The organism is Halalkalibaculum roseum (genome assembly GCF_011059145.1).
GTDB classification, from domain to species: Bacteria; Bacteroidota; Rhodothermia; order Balneolales; family Balneolaceae; genus Halalkalibaculum; species Halalkalibaculum roseum.
Window position 1 is genome coordinate 56,355 of the sequence record NZ_JAALLT010000003.1, and the last position, 14,063, is coordinate 70,417.

Below are 14,063 nucleotides of genomic sequence, written 5' to 3' on the forward strand. Positions count from 1 at the left end.
ACAGAAAATAAACAAAGTATATAAATACAATATTTGATTACATGAGCAATATGTTTAAAAACCTGTCAGACTTTGAAGACATGGAAAATGAGCTTGATGATTTTGAACAAGCTATTCCATTGATGTCTGAAGAAGAAGAGAAAGAACTTTCTCAGTCTGAAATACCGGATAATCTACCCATTTTACCGTTGAAGAATACGGTTCTATTCCCCGGTGTAGTCGTTCCTATTACGGTTGGTCGTGATCGTTCTCTAGCAATGGTCAAAGAAGCATACGAAAATGACAAGACCATTGGCGTTGTAACTCAGAAAGACGAGGATAATGAAGATCCCGATCCGGAAGATTTGTACAAAGTAGGTACCGTTGCCCAAATCTTGAAACTGATCAAGATGCCGGATGGCAGCAAAAGTATTGTCATTCAGGGTAAAACCATTTTCAAAGTTGACCAATTCACCCAGAAAGACCCTTATTTCCGTGCCGATGTAGAACCATATAGGCAGGAAATGAATATCTCGGGTGTTGAGTTGGATGCATCCATACGTTCTGTTAAAGAGACGGCCAGTAAGATAGTAAACCTGTCCCCTAACATTCCTTCTGAGGCATCTATAGCTATAAATAATATCAGCAGCCCGACATTTCTGCTGAATTTTATCTCCTCTAATCTCAATGTCTCTGTTTCTGACAAACAGGAAGTGCTTGAGATACAGCAATTTTCCAAGCGTCTGGAAAAAGTGATGGAGTTTCTGAACAAAGAGCTCCAGGTATTGAACCTGAGTGAAGAGATCCGAACCAAAGTAAAGTCAGATATAGACGAACAGCAGCGTGATTTTTACCTGCGTCAGCAAATGAAAGCTATTCAGGAAGCTCTCGGTGAGGACAGCGAGCAACAGGAAGTTGAAAAGCTCAGAAAACGACTCAAGGAGAAGAGTCTGCCTGACGAAGCCAGAGATACAGCAGAAAAAGAACTTGACAGGCTGGAAAGAACCCCAAATTCCTCACCTAACTATGGAATCATTCACAGCTATATTGAATGGATCCTGGATCTGCCTTGGGACGAGTATTCGGAAGATAATCTCGATCTTGAAAACGCACAAAAAGTACTCAATGAAGATCACTACGGTTTGGATAAAGTCAAGAAACGAATTATTGAGTATCTGGCCGTGCTAAAATTGAAGAGCGATATGAAAGCTCCAATTCTCTGCTTCTACGGCCCTCCCGGAGTCGGTAAGACTTCACTTGGTAAATCCATCGCTCGTGCGTTGAATAGAGAGTTTGAGCGATTCAGCCTGGGCGGAATTCATGACGAAGCCGAAATACGAGGCCACCGGAGAACCTATATTGGAGCTCTGCCCGGTCGTATATTGAGGGCCATGAAGAAATCAGGAAAAGGTAATCCGGTTATGATGCTGGATGAAATTGACAAAGTGGGTTCCGATTATCGCGGTGACCCGACTTCCGCCCTGCTTGAGGTACTTGACCCTGAGCAGAATGACAGTTTTGCCGATAATTTCCTCGAGCTTGAATATGACTTGTCACGCGTTCTCTTTATTGCTACGGCAAACTCACTCGAAACCATTCCTGCTCCGCTTCGTGACCGTATGGAAATCATCAATATCAGCGGTTACACGCTTCAAGAGAAAAGTGAAATTGCCAAACAGCATCTCATACCAAAGCAGATTAAAGAAAACGGGTTGACGGAAGATCAGATCAAAATTACTTCTCAGGCACTAGATAAAATTATTGAGGAGTATACCCGTGAGTCGGGCGTTAGAACGCTTGAACGTCAAATAGGCTCTGTCTGCCGGGGTGTAGCAGCCAAGGTTGCAAAAAGCGGTGACAAAGATAAGAAGCATACTGTTGGTGTAAACGAAATCCACGAATACCTCGGTAAACAGAAATACTTCTCAGAAGTCGCCGAACGAACCACTGTACCCGGTGTTGCTACCGGATTGGCATGGACGCAATACGGCGGTGATATTTTATTTATTGAGGCTAGCGTCTCTAAAGGATCCGGTAAAATTCATATTACCGGTCAGTTGGGTGATGTGATGAAAGAGTCGGCCATGCTTGCCATGTCATACTTGAGAGCCCAAGCCGAAGAACTGGGTATACCGGAAGAGGCATTCAAATATTGGGACCTCCATATCCACGTGCCTAAAGGAGCCGTACCTAAAGACGGGCCATCTGCCGGAGTCTCCATATTCTCTGCCGTTGCTTCCATCTTTACCCAGAGAAAAGTAAAAGGTACTCTGGCTATGACCGGAGAAATTACGCTTCGAGGTCTTGTACTGCCTGTCGGCGGTATCAAAGAAAAAGTCCTGGCCGCGAAACGATCGGGTATAGAAAAAGTACTGCTGCCCAAAAAGAATGAGAAAGATGTCGATGAGATTGAAGAGGATGTAATCGGTGATTTGAAGGTACAATACCTTGACCGCATGGATCCCCTGCTTGACATCGTGCTTGAGAAAGAAGCTGTGATGGACCCCAAAGAGAGGTTCAAAGTTTCAGAAGCACATAAATCTCAAAACGGCAGAACCGATCAAACCAAGGACTCCACTGAAGAGACGGTTGTAATGGAGTAATATCTAAAAGTCAATATTGTTCTCTAAAGCGATATCACTAAGTGTTCCTTAGTGGTATCGCTTTTTATGGAATCATTTTCCGGGCATCTGAATTTTATTATTGAATAGAAATAAAAAGAAATCAGAGCCTATTATGACAAATCAATTACAAGGACGTAAGATTGCCATATTAGCAACTGATGGTTTTGAAGAAGTTGAATTAACCAAGCCTAGGGAAGCGCTGGATAAAGCCGGTGCAGAAACCCATCTTATCTCTCCAAAAGAAGGTACCATAAAAGCCTGGAACCATACCAAATGGGGTGATGACTATGACGTAGATACTACACTTGATGAGGCGGATCATACCGACTATCATGGTCTGATGCTACCGGGCGGTGTCATGAATCCGGACAGTCTGAGAACGGAGAAGAAAGCAGTAGAATTTGCCACCCGTTTCCTACACTCCGGTAAACCAATCGCAGCCATCTGTCACGGTCCACAGCTTCTCATTGAAACGAAAGAACTACAGGGAAGAACCATGACCTCTTATCCATCTATTAAGACTGACCTGATTAACGCCGGTGTTAACTGGGTGGATAAGGAAGTAGTGGTCGATTATGGATTAACCACCAGCCGAAATCCAGATGATATACCGGCATTCAATAATAAAATGATAGAAGAATTCCGGGAAGGAGTCCATGAAGAACTTGCTCCAAATTAGTAACTGATCATTCCAGAACAAGGCCATCTCGCTTTTGCGGGATGGCTTTTCTTTTTTGATGTAATAGAAATACCTTAACAGCAAATTATCATAAATAATAACGAATTGAGAACTGTAGAAGGACGTATAGTAGAATCAACCGGCAGCTGGTATGAAGTTGCCATCTTCGATGAGATCAATCAATCGGAAGGAACGATAGAGGCCCGTTTGCCGGGACGTTTTCGCCTGGATGACCAACAGGTAACAAATCCCTTGGCTGTAGGAGATTACGTGGAGCTATCACTAAACGAAGACGGCACTTGCTCCATTGAAGATATTAAAGAACGGGAAAACTATATAACCCGCCAAGCTACCCATGGTCGTCAGGGTGAACAGATATTAGCCGCCAATATTGATCAGGCTTTTGTTGTACAATCTGTGCGTAAACCTAAAATTAAGGAAGGATTTATCGACCGTTTTCTGGTTACCTGTGAAGCTTACCAGCTGAAGCCAGTGATTCTGATCAATAAGATGGACCTGGCCGGTGAAGAGGGACAAGCCTACGTCGATGAACTCATAGAGCTTTATCAGTCTCTGGATTATACCATACTAAACTGTAGCATATTTGATGAGAAATCACTCGAGAATCTGAAAACCCACCTTAAAGATAAGACCTCCGTATTCATTGGTCCTTCAGGCGTTGGCAAAACCAGCATCTTAAATCATATAGATCCAAACATAGAACGTAAAGTGGCTGATGTATCGGACTATTCAAATAAAGGAAAGCATACAACCACCTATGCCAAACTGTTACCACTCTATTTTGGCGGATATCTGGTCGATACACCCGGTATACGTGAATTCGGGCTCGTTAATATAGAACCGTGGGAGTTGTCCCTGTTTTTCCCGGAAATGTTGGAGCCACGTCAGCATTGCAAGTTTAACAATTGCACACACAGTCATGAGCCCAAATGTGGAGTCATTGAAGCCTATGAAAATGGTGAAATTGATGCCGGAAGATACCACTCCTACCTTCAAATGCTCGATTCACTTAAGAAATAATTAATTTTGGGGTTCCTTTTCTTTTATCTAGATTCGGTTAAATAGCCTAACAAGCTATAATATCACTCTTACAGACATACTATTACTAATTAACACCCCTTTTGCTATGAAAAACGGAAAAAGTATAACCCTTTCTTTTTTGACGGGAATATTATTGTTCTTTCTCGTTACGCCCACGGCATCTGCTCAGATAGACAATGTCAGTCGTATTTTGCAGGCCAGCCAAGGAGATGCAAATATCCTGGTCAGAGAGTACCTGAAGCCATTTGGAAGTGGGTTCGGTGCAGGAATTAATACCGGATGGACCAATACCGCTCAACCTCATAAAAAATTCGGTTTTGATATTACTATTACCACAGGGCTTGCGGTTGTACCGGGATCGGATAAATCATTTGATGTTACCCAAATCGGGCTGCAGCAGCTGGAATTGGAAAGTGGACCCAGTATTACTCAAACAATAAATGGCTCCGATGAATCACCTTCAAATAACGCTACAACTTTAGCTGCCTATGAAACTATCAATGGTCAGAGAGTAAAATTATTTCAGTTTGACATGCCTTCCGGAACGGGGTTTGGTTATGTCCCGGCACCTAAAATTAAAGTAGGTTTAGGATTGTTTAAAGATACTGAAATAATGGTGCGATACGTGCCTGAAATCAGTATAGAAGACTACGGAACCTTTAAGCAGACCGGTTTTGGCGCCAAACACGGTATAAACCAATGGCTGCCGGGAGGAAAACTGCTTCCTGTTGACATTTCAATAATGGCCGGTTTTACTAATCTGAATGTGACTTCTGATTTCAGAATTACTGACCAAGATGTAATAACAGATCCGAATAACACGGAAAATCCATATGCAGGACAGTCAACCACCTGGGATGGCCAAAAGGTTGAAATAAATACCGATGCATTTACCTTTAGCGCTTTGGTAGGAAAAACACTCCCAATTATCTCAGTTTATGGTGGTGTTGGATTGGAAACTTCAACTATGAGTATCAAAACACCCGGAACCTATCCGACTATTGTTCCGAATCCGGCATTTGAAACTGATCCCCAAAATGAAGATCCATTGTTAGTTGATACCATTGAACAACCAATTGATGTGGAGTTAGAAGGCGGCAACAGCTTTCATGCTTTGGCAGGATTCAGGCTTAAACTTTCCGTATTCCATATTTCGGCCTCTTACACCCTATCGAACTACTCGACTTTAAATGCCGGTTTTGGATTTACCTTCAGATAGGCCGGAAACATTATACTTCATTTTTAAAAGGGGACCTCAGAGGTTCCCTTTTTTTATTTGCGAATATCTTGATATGGCTATCAGGGAACATTCTGAAAGCTTAGAACTATAATGTATTCAATACGTTGAATTCTATAATCTAATTCGGGGGATATATGAAAAAGATTACCCTTACACTGGTATTTATATCACTATTCGCAATTTCAGAGCTACATGCGCAGCAACAGCTAGAGCTTTCCACCATACAGTTCGGAACGGCAGTTGAGAACCGTGAACTGGTTGGGGCCGACAGTACCTTCTCTACCGATGTGGGTACGGTATTTTGCTATACGCATGTTACCGGCGGCCAGGATACCACTGAGATCGCACATGTATGGTATTATCAAGACGAGGAAAAAGCCCGCGTCTCTTTAGGCGTTCGTTCTTCTGACTGGAGAACCTGGAGTTCTAAGAAAATCTTGCCAACATGGGCCGGAGAATGGAATGTAAGAGTTGAAGATGCCGAGGGAAATGTACTAGGAAGCAGCTCGTTTATTATTAATGAGTGAATTGAAGGGATTGATTTACTGATCTACTGAGGGATTGATTGAATATAGAAGCTATACACACTCAGGCCCTCAGTAAATCAATCCCTCAGTCCCTAACTCCGTCCCTCAGTAAATCAGCTCCTCAACTCCTCTTAATGTGCTTCCAGCCAGTTATCTGCCAACCCCATATCAACCTTTAACGGAACTTCCAGCTCAAATGCTGTTTCCATCAGGTTTCGAATTTTCGAGGGTAGGGTGTCCTTTTCTTCTTCATGGATCTCAAAAATCAATTCATCATGTACCTGCAGCAGCATGCGACTTTGACATTCCTCTTCTTCCAAATACTGCTGGATATTGATCATGGCTGCCTTTATGATATCTGCGGCCGTACCCTGAATAGGCATATTTATGGCCGTACGTTCAGCAAAGGAGCGCACATTCCAATTTCCTGAATTGATTTCGGGTATATATCTCCGTCGGCCCATTAGAGTTTTAACGTAACCGTTTTCTTTAGCGTAATCCTTGGTCTCGTTTATATATTTTAGGATACCTGGGAAACGATCAAAGTACTGATCGATCATCTCCTTACCCTCATCGTTACTGATTCCCAGGCGAGAAGCCAGCCCATAGGCACTTACTCCGTATGGAATACCAAAATTCACCTCTTTGGCCTTTCTTCGCTGGTCGGGAGTTACATCATCAATGGAGTCCAAGCCAAAAACTTCTTTTGCCGTTCTTGAGTGAATATCCTCGTCATTCATGAAAGCTTCCATCATATTTTCATCCCCGGCAATGGATGCAATAACACGCAGTTCAACCTGTGAGTAGTCGGCGGAGAGCAACTTGAACCCCTCCTCTGCTATGAAGGCTTTCCGTATCTCTCTGCCACGTTTTGTCCGTATGGGAATATTTTGCAGGTTGGGATTCGATGACGAAAGCCTGCCTGTTGCCGCAATGCTTTGGTTAAAATCAGTATGAATTCTACCCGTTTCTTCATTAATCAGTTTGGGAAGCGCATCAACGTAGGTAGACTTCAACTTGCTAAGAGCCCGGTATTCGAGTATCAGGTCGGGCATTTCATAGTCATTCGCCAGTTTGGTCAGCACCGATTCAGCGGTAGAGTATTGACCGGTTTTTGTTTTTTTGCCTGCCGGCAAACCCATTTTATCAAAAAGTACCTCACCCAGCTGCTGGGGCGAATTGATATTGAATTCTGTCCCCGCTTTTTCATATATACTCTGTTCAAGCTCCAGAATATCGTTTGTCAGGGTTTTGGAAAAGTCATTCAGCATTTCCGTATCCAGAAGAACTCCATTCATTTCCATCTTGGCGAGCACTTCGATGAGTGGAAACTCCAGCGTCTCGGCAATGTCTTTAAGTTCATCCTCTTCCAGGATATTCTTTAGAACTTCATGAAGTCGGAGTGTTATATCCGCATCCTCACAGGCATAGTCGGTTATCTTTTCGGGTGCAATCTGATCCATCGTCTTCTGTTTTCGGCCCGAACCGATAAGCTTCTCAATTGAAATGGGATCGTAATTTAGGTATTTCTTCGCCAAATCATCCATTTTCAATTTCTGATTGGCATCGATAAGGTAGCCGGCGATCATGGTATCGAATGCCTCACCTTCAATTTGCAGACCCGCCCTCCTTAGCATGATATAATCGAACTTATAATTATGTGCAACCTTAAGAGAGTCTTTTTCAAAAAGCGGCTGCAAAATTTCAATAGCCTTGGATTCCTCAATGCCTCCTTCGACGTTAATCGGAATATAGTAGGCCACACCGGGCGTAGTGCTTAGAGATATACCGACCAGTCGTGATTTCATCATATCAACGCCGTCCGTCTCCGTGTCGAAACAGAGCGTATCCTTTTCCAACAACTTATCTACCAATGATCGAAGATTATCAGCCTTATTTATAAATTCATAGGTTACCAAATCCTCATCGTAAGAATCCGGTTCATCTTCCGCTACTGCGGCCGGTTTTGGAGAACTGAATAAATCCTTTTGCCCGTTATCGGAACTTTCCTGCTTATTTTTACCTGGAGCTGATTCTTCCCCGAGATATTTTTTGGTGAGCGTGCGAAATTCCATTCGTTTAAAGAATTCACCAAGACTCTCTTTATCCGGTCCTTCCCAAACCAATTCTTCCCATTCAATAATGTCAGGTACATCCGTTTTTATCTTAACCATCTCCTTGGCATGCAGTGCCTGTTCAGCATACTCTTGCAGGCCTTCACGATGGCGCTTTGAACTCATATTAGGCGCATCATCTATGGCTGCCTCCAGTGTATCGTATTTATTGATGAGCTTAGGGGCACCTTTTTTGCCTATGCCACGCACGCCGGGAATGTTGTCTGAAGTATCACCTAGAATAGCCAGCACATCAACAACTTTTTCGGGATAAACACCGAAATATTCTTTAACCCCTTCACGATCGATAATATTAAACCCACCGTTTTGGTTGTCGGGTTTGTACATTTTTATGTGATCATGGATGAGCTGCATGAAATCCTTATCAGGCGTAACCAGATAGACATCCACATCTTCTTCATTAGCACGGTCTGCTATGGTACCTATCACATCATCTGCTTCATAACCGTCTTTTTCAATACTTGGAATTCCATATCCGTCCAGCATCTCTTTGATTAAGGGTATACCTATTTTCAGCTCTTCCGGCTGTGGAGGACGGTTGGCCTTATAATCTTCATCCATCTCATGGCGAAAAGTCGGTACATGGGTATCCCAAGCAACAGCAATATGGCTTGGTTGCTCTTCCTCCAGCATCTTCTCCAAGGTATTGGCAAAACCTAATATAGGTCCGGTTGGAATACCTTCTGAATTCTTAAGATTGCTGTTTATAAATGCAAAATGGGAACGGTAGGCAAGTGCCATACCATCCAGTAAAAAAAGGAGACTCTTAGACATATGGGTTTAAAAAAGGTTCGATTTGTTCTCTCCAAAGGTAATAAACCCTCGCATTAATTTTTAACCGTTAAAGCCAATCAATTTGTATTTATTACTTATGTTATCTCTTTACATTTATTGGCTTCTGTTGCATGTATTAGGTGAGAACTTTGAAACAAATAAAGCGTAAATTAAAATCACAGGTTTAGCTTATTTAGTAATCATCCCTTTGTTACATTGAGGAGTTGTAAAATTAACCTAAACTTTTAATCCTGAATCTCGAATAAGTATTTCACTAACTAAATTCTGAAAGAATTTATATGGGACTAAAGAACGAAGCGCAATCTGCGTTGCAAAATACAAAGACGGCTTACAAGGAGTATATTTCCGGAATGACCAAGGACCGTCTTGGCAAGGAGTTTTACAAAGACACCGATCGCCTTAAACAGCTCTATCATGATGCCATCGGGCAGGACGTGGACGATCCCCAGAGAGAAGAGCTGCCTGCCCATACCAAATTCCTGCGACTCTTTTCTTCCTTGACACAGCGGCTTAATCCAACGCGAAGGCTGATATTCGGACTCTCTTCCCTCACCTTTGTTGGATACTACCTATTCGATTTGCTGGGCATCAGTCAGTATATCATTTTCTACGATCTGATGATGCCCTTTGCCTTCGGATCTATGCTAATGCTCCTGCTTGTAGAACTGTTAGAGAAGAGTGATGTAAAACGTGAAATAGATCTGGCACGTGAGATACAATTGAGCCTGCTCCCTCCTACCGAATTTGCCGGCAATAACTTGGAAATTTACTCATTCGCCAATACGGCCAAAGAAGTTGGCGGTGACTACGTTGACATGATTGACACAGAGGAAGGCACTTACATTGTCATTGCTGATGTCTCCGGAAAAGGACTAACTGCTGCCCTCTATATGGTTCGTATGCAGGCCCTTGTGCATCTGATCATAGAGAAAAGTAAGCCTTCTCCCAAAGAACTGTTTCTCGAACTGAATAATTACGTGAAATCGGATATCAAGGATAAAACCTTCGTTACCGCTTGTGCGGCTTTCTTTCCAAAGGGAGAGAGTAATTTTCAATTTGCACGGGCGGGACATAATGCTCCCATATTCTTCAGCAATGAAAGAGATGCCACCTTCGATCTCAGATCTGATGGCTTTGCCTTGGGTATGACGAACACGCAGAGTCTAGAAGATCACCTGCAAGAGAAGAAATTTCATTTCAAACAGGGTGACAGCGTACTCTTCTATACCGACGGACTAACGGAAGCACGCAATGAATTCGGGGAAGAGTATGGTGAAGACCGTCTGGACGCCATCATGAGCGTGTATGGCTCCCTGCATGCCAAAACAATCATCAGGAAAGTACAGTCATCCCTGGAAAACTTTATTGGTACAGAAAAGCCGGCGGATGATATCACCTTTACCTGTGTACACCGCGTGGAGTAAGTGGCCTTCATTATCGCAAATGACTAATCTAAGCAGTTAATACTCAAGGCCTATAGTAATATGCAATTTGCAACTTTACTGGCCTAATTTTAATCATTTCGATATAAAGCTTGCAGGAACAGTCATATTTTATACACCCACCTTCAAGTATTAAGGTGCTTTTGTTTAATCAGGCTAATTTCAGCATTCCCTTAGCTTCTTTGACTATTCGCTCGCTGGTAAGTCCGAAATGTTCATAAATTTCTTCATATGGTGCCGAGGCCCCGAAATGGTCTATTCCAATGGCAACGCCTTCCGAGCCTACCCATTTTTGCCAGCCAAATGTGGAACCCGCTTCAATGGATATCCTGGCGGTAACTGATTCCGGTAGCACTTTATTTCGGTAGGCCTGATCCTGCTTTTCAAACAACTCCCATGATGGCATGCTTACTACGCGGCTGTCGATATCCATTGATCTTAACTTTTCCTGCGCGTCCATGATCAGTTGCACCTCAGACCCCGTAGCCATCAGTATCAAATCAGGTACTTCGCCTTCTGAATCGGAAAGAATATAAGCGCCCCTGCCAGTGTGGGAAGCCGCATTGTTTTCCTTTCTGTCAAAAATTGGCAACGCCTGACGCGTTAGAGCAAGTAATGAGGGCCCGTCTTCATATTCAAGAGCTGCTTTCCAGCACCAGGCTACCTCGTTGGCATCAGCCGGGCGCAAGACCTGTACATTAGGCATGGCCCGTAATGAGGCAAGGTGTTCAATAGGCTGATGGGTGGGTCCGTCTTCCCCAAGGCCGATACTATCGTGGGTGAGAACAAAAATGGAAGGTATATGCGACAAGGCTGCGATACGAATGGCCGGACGGCAGTAATCGGAAAATATCAGGAAAGTACCCCCAAATGGAATAATGCCACCATGCAGTGCCATACCATTTAGGGCCGCTCCCATGGCATGCTCCCTAACCCCGAAATGTACATTTCTACCGGCATAATTTTCAGCATCAAAGATAGTGGCATCATCAATCCAGGTTTTATTGCTACCTGTCAGGTCAGCCGACCCGCCCAGCATTGCAGGTATGTGACCGGCAATCGCATTGATTACTTTGCCAGATGCTGCTCTTGTGGCAATTCCCTTCTCACTTGTTTCGAAAACCGGCAGTATCTTTTCAAACTCACTGGGAAAGACTCTTTGAGTACGATTTTCAAATTCTTGCGCTTTCTCAGGATTTGTATTCTTAAATGCATCAAACTTAGTTTTCCACTCCTCTGAGAGAGCTTTGCCTTTAGAGACAGCTTTTCTGAAATGAGAAAGTACCTGCTCGGGGATATAAAATTTCTTATCGGGATCCCAACCGAGGTTCTCTTTAGTTTTTGCAACTTCTTCAACACCAAGTGGCGAACCGTGAGAATCGGCGCTGTCCTGTTTGTTAGGACTGCCAAAACCGATATGGGTCTTACAGATGATGATGGAAGGTTTGGAATCTACATTTTGGGCTTTCTTAATAGCTTCTTCTACTGCCGAACGATCATGTCCATCAACCTCCAAGACGTGCCAGTTGTAACTTTCAAAACGCTTAGCGGCATCTTCGGTATAAGTCAAATCAGTATTGCCATCAATTGAAATATGATTGGCGTCGTATAGATAAATGATCTTTCCCAGTTTCAGGTGCCCGGCAAGTGAGGCTGCTTCATGTGAAATTCCTTCCATCAAGTCCCCGTCACTGACAATACCGTATGTATAGTGATCTGTGATAAGATGCTCTTCAGTATTATACTCCGCTGCCAAGTGTCTCTCAGCCATAGCCATTCCCACACCTGTGGCAAATCCTTGTCCAAGGGGGCCCGTAGTAGTTTCCACTCCGGGCGTATGACCATACTCCGGGTGACCGGGTGTCTTGCTTTCCCATTGTCTAAAATTTTTCAGTTCTTCCAGGGAAAGTTCATAACCCGTAAGATGAAGCAGGCTGTAGAGCAGCATCGAACCGTGTCCTGCCGAAAGGATAAATCGATCCCTGTCGTACCAATTGGGGTTAGAGGGATCGTGTTTCAAAAACTTAGTCCATAACACATAAGCAGCATCTGCCATACCCATCGGCATTCCCGGATGACCTGATTCAGCTGCCTGAACGGCGTCCATAGACAGGGTTCTAATGGTATTTACACATAGTTCATCGAGAGATTGGGTAGACATGCTAACTGAGTCGCCTAAAGTGTTAAGTTTTATAAGATTTAAACTGTGGGGAAAATAGGTAAAGCTGAAATTACTTAAAAACTAAAGATAGGCTCTCAGATCGTTTCAAATAAAAAAGCCCTCTCAACTGAGAGGGCTTTCAAGAAATTCTATAACCAGGAATCGTACTTAGTTGGTCGTGCTCTCACACTTAAGTTCAAACTCCATCTGGTGTTCTGCAGGAGATTTGAACGAACCGAAAGCAGCGTTTTTGAATGCACCGCAGGCTTGTTCAACATTTCCTTGATTCTTATAGGCGGTTCCAAGTTCAAAATAGATCTTGGCTTTCTCTGTACGACCGCCATTTTCCAACTCAAGAGCAGTATTAGCATGAGAAATCGCCTGATTCCACAGCGCCTGCTTGTTATACGCTTCAGCGAGTCGATAGTGAGCATCGGCAGACTCAGTTTCATACTCAAGTGCACGATCGAGTAGAGTTACGGCTGTTTTATAGTTTTTGGATTCCGTTGCTTTAGACCCTCTGTAAAGAAGCTCATCGTGAGCAGCTTCACGCGCCTTTCTAACAATCTGGTTGTCATTAACCCTGTTTCCGACTTCAATAGCCTGATCGAATTGTTCCAGAGCTCTTTCAAAATTGCTGGACTCCTGGTTCTTCAGAACAATGCCTTTCTGATAGTAAGCCTTAGCATAGTTCGGATTTCTTTCAATCGCCTGATTTAATGAAGCAAGAGATTCCGAGTAATTACTTGACTTATATTGTAATATGGATTTTGTGTAATAGAGCTGGGTAACTACCTGATCGGCTTTACCGGAAATATCATCATTACCATACTCTGAAGACATCTCAGAAGCTTCCTGGAAATTTTCGATCGTCGTTTCCAGGCTGGATAGAGACTTTGCTTTCTGAAACTCTTTATAAGAAGCCAGCGCCTTCTGATAATAGATGGATGGCAATTGTTTTTCTACACGTTGTACAATATCCTGACCTTCTTCACCCAGCTGTTCTGCTTGAGCGATGGCTTGGTTGTACATTTCAATTGCCTGATCATATTCGTTAGACTTTGCCAGTTCCAGGGCTTTATTGAAAGCCTGAACTGCGGCTCCTCTATCCTGGGCCATCAGGTTAGTCGAAAAGCCAACCAGCATAAGTCCTAGTAGAAATCGTACCGAGATTTTCTTCAAATGCTTCATTTTCCTAATTATTTTTGGTTGATCGTTCAAAGCGATTAATGTAATGAAATAAAAAGTTTATTTAAAAGTAAATAAGAATGCCCATTAAATCACTGATTCATAAGGATTTGGTGATATATTTTACCATTCTTAACCAATCACTTCCTACTTCGCCTTAAAGGTATTTTATTTTAATATGTTCCGCTTTAGATAACTAACGCGATACCCGTCTCTCAGATTGTGCACAAA

The 14,063-nt window shown here is 43.1% G+C and carries 9 protein-coding genes; 6 read left to right on the forward strand and 3 right to left on the reverse strand.

The window, feature by feature from the left end:
- Window positions 1-41: 41 nt before the first annotated feature.
- The 5 genes from lon (at window position 42) to G3570_RS08830 (ending at window position 6,111) form a co-directional block, all read left to right on the forward strand.
- On the forward strand, window positions 42-2,582 hold the full coding sequence (gene lon, locus G3570_RS08810) for an endopeptidase La (protein WP_249066903.1): 2,541 nt from the start codon (window positions 42-44) through the stop codon (window positions 2,580-2,582).
- Window positions 2,583-2,715: 133 nt separating this feature from the next.
- On the forward strand, window positions 2,716-3,282 hold the full coding sequence (locus G3570_RS08815; protein WP_165141421.1) for a type 1 glutamine amidotransferase domain-containing protein: 567 nt from the start codon (window positions 2,716-2,718) through the stop codon (window positions 3,280-3,282).
- Between the two features lie 105 nt (window positions 3,283-3,387).
- The gene (gene rsgA, locus G3570_RS08820; RefSeq protein ID WP_165141423.1) at window positions 3,388-4,323 is read left to right on the forward strand and encodes a ribosome small subunit-dependent GTPase A; all 936 of its coding nucleotides are present in this window, start codon (window positions 3,388-3,390) and stop codon (window positions 4,321-4,323) included.
- Window positions 4,324-4,429: 106 nt separating this feature from the next.
- The gene (locus G3570_RS08825; protein ID WP_165141425.1) at window positions 4,430-5,563 is read left to right on the forward strand and encodes a DUF6588 family protein; all 1,134 of its coding nucleotides are present in this window, start codon (window positions 4,430-4,432) and stop codon (window positions 5,561-5,563) included.
- A gap of 155 nt (window positions 5,564-5,718) precedes the next feature.
- Window positions 5,719-6,111 (forward strand): DUF2914 domain-containing protein, encoded by a 393-nt coding sequence (locus G3570_RS08830; RefSeq protein ID WP_165141427.1) that lies wholly within the window; start codon window positions 5,719-5,721, stop codon window positions 6,109-6,111.
- Between the two features lie 131 nt (window positions 6,112-6,242).
- Here the strand turns inward: G3570_RS08830 and polA are convergent, their stop codons facing one another.
- A complete protein-coding gene (gene polA / locus G3570_RS08835) occupies window positions 6,243-9,020 on the reverse strand; it encodes a DNA polymerase I (protein ID WP_165141429.1) in 2,778 nt (925 codons plus the stop codon).
- A 299-nt stretch (window positions 9,021-9,319) separates the two neighbouring features.
- Between polA and G3570_RS08840 the strand changes: the two genes are divergently transcribed.
- Entirely contained in the window at window positions 9,320-10,465 is a 1,146-nt protein-coding gene (locus G3570_RS08840; RefSeq protein WP_165141431.1) for a PP2C family protein-serine/threonine phosphatase, read from the forward strand.
- A 169-nt stretch (window positions 10,466-10,634) separates the two neighbouring features.
- Here G3570_RS08840 and tkt read toward each other — a convergent pair whose 3' ends face one another.
- Both tkt and G3570_RS08850 read right to left on the reverse strand, forming a co-directional pair.
- Window positions 10,635-12,644, reverse strand: a complete 2,010-nt coding sequence (gene tkt / locus G3570_RS08845; protein ID WP_165141433.1) for a transketolase — start codon at window positions 12,642-12,644, stop codon at window positions 10,635-10,637.
- A 168-nt stretch (window positions 12,645-12,812) separates the two neighbouring features.
- Entirely contained in the window at window positions 12,813-13,835 is a 1,023-nt protein-coding gene (locus tag G3570_RS08850; protein ID WP_165141435.1) for a tetratricopeptide repeat protein, read from the reverse strand.
- Window positions 13,836-14,063: the final 228 nt, after the last annotated feature.

Coding starts and splice junctions, on each gene's coding strand:
- G3570_RS08850 (WP_165141435.1), bottom strand. CDS start 13,835: ATGAAGCATTTGAAGAAAATCTCGGTACGATTTCTACTAGGACTTATG.
- tkt (WP_165141433.1), bottom strand. CDS start 12,644: ATGTCTACCCAATCTCTCGATGAACTATGTGTAAATACCATTAGAACC.
- G3570_RS08840 (WP_165141431.1), top strand. CDS start 9,320: ATGGGACTAAAGAACGAAGCGCAATCTGCGTTGCAAAATACAAAGACG.
- G3570_RS08825 (WP_165141425.1), top strand. CDS start 4,430: ATGAAAAACGGAAAAAGTATAACCCTTTCTTTTTTGACGGGAATATTA.
- G3570_RS08830 (WP_165141427.1), top strand. CDS start 5,719: ATGAAAAAGATTACCCTTACACTGGTATTTATATCACTATTCGCAATT.
- lon (WP_249066903.1), top strand. CDS start 42: ATGAGCAATATGTTTAAAAACCTGTCAGACTTTGAAGACATGGAAAAT.
- polA (WP_165141429.1), bottom strand. CDS start 9,020: ATGTCTAAGAGTCTCCTTTTTTTACTGGATGGTATGGCACTTGCCTAC.
- G3570_RS08815 (WP_165141421.1), top strand. CDS start 2,716: ATGACAAATCAATTACAAGGACGTAAGATTGCCATATTAGCAACTGAT.